Raw genomic sequence first — 1,317 nt, 5'->3', positions numbered from 1 at the left:
CTGAAAAAGCAAAAGTCAGCGAGAAGGTTTACCGTGCTTGGTTAGCGCATTTTGAAAGCCCGTTGTGTCAGGAACCCCATGATGACGGTACTTTGTGCCATAACAAAGTGCGTGTTTGTGATAACCCTACTGATTTTGAAGTAGGTATTAGTGATCGTTGCGATCTGCATCGTATGGATATTTGATATGCAGGGTCTAAACGGGGAAGTCACTTTCCATGAGATGGCGCAAGATTTTGAGCATCCTCTGGAAATTTCTTCGTATGACTTGTCAGGTATAGTTGATCGCTATTTTGATACTAGTCGGTATCGTGAGCTCAGAGTGGATGTACTGCGGCTTGATAAAGTGCATCCATTTATCTCAGGAAATAAATGGTTTAAGTTAAAGCACTATTTGCTCTCTGCATCGCAGCAGAATATTTCTCATCTCGTCAGTTTTGGCGGCCCCTTTTCCAATCATCTTCACGCACTTGCCTATGCAGGTTATTTATTTGGTTTTCGCACGACTGGCATCGTAAGAGGGCATGCTCCGGTTTCCGATAAATTATCACCGACACTACAAGATTGTCTTAAGTGGGGGATGAGTTTGGAGTGGATGGATAGGCAAGATTATCGTCGTCATGCTGAAGTACCTGGTTTGGAACATGTTCAGGCGCTGTTTCCTCCCTCCCTTGTGATTCCTGAAGGTGGTGAAGGGGTTGATGGGGTAAAGGGTGTGGCGTCCCTATTTCAAACGCTTGATCTAGATCGATACGATCTAATTTTAACGCCGGTTGGTTCGGGTACAACGTTAGCGGGCCTGCATAATGGAGTGGGTGACTCTGCAAGGGTTGTAGGTGTGTCAGCATTGAAGGGGGCAGAGGATCTGTCGCAACGGGCTGCCAAATACATTCCAGGTAAGAGTCCCGAGCAGGTTGAAATTTGGCATGATTATCACCATGGTGGCTTTGCTAAAATGTCGCCGCTTTTAAGAAACTTCATTTCTAGTGTTCAATCAGAATACGGCCTGATGTTAGATCCGGTATATACCAGCAAAGCGCTATATGCTTTAGTGCATCAGTTTGCGCATCATAAGTTGGGTGAGTCAGTAAATGCTATGTTGCTTCATACTGGTGGGCTTCAAGGTTGGAGAGGGTTTCGATCTTCCTGAATTTGTTCGTAGCCTTTGTTTAACCATGTGCCGTGCACCACGAATAAAAGCTTGGCTTGTTTTGATTTTTTGTCAGTAGCTAAAACTAAAATAGCCCGCCCTTCTTTCTCTACATCTTGCTCTATTGATTCTTGCAGCTCTGATAAGTTGAGCGCGTCGTTTTGCTCT

2 protein-coding genes and 1 pseudogene are annotated in these 1,317 nt (G+C 44.9%); 2 read left to right on the top strand and 1 reads right to left on the bottom strand.

The genetic code is table 11. The features are described 5' to 3' along the window. Nucleotides 1-185, top strand: a pseudogene (locus tag A3739_RS29230) (hypothetical protein); the annotation flags it as partial. Nucleotide 186: 1 nt separating this feature from the next. Further along, nucleotides 187-1,149, top strand: coding sequence for a 1-aminocyclopropane-1-carboxylate deaminase/D-cysteine desulfhydrase (locus A3739_RS02700; RefSeq protein WP_068500224.1), 963 nt, complete (start codon nt 187-189; stop codon nt 1,147-1,149). Here the strand turns inward: A3739_RS02700 and A3739_RS29225 are convergent. Next, the coding region (locus tag A3739_RS29225) for a hypothetical protein (protein ID WP_197471984.1) at nt 1,119-1,317 on the bottom strand (199 nt) is incomplete at its 5' end. The genes A3739_RS02700 and A3739_RS29225 overlap by 31 nt on opposite strands.

The organism is Oleiphilus sp. HI0067 (assembly GCF_001635735.1).
This window is presented reverse-complemented; position numbering and strand designations above follow the sequence as displayed.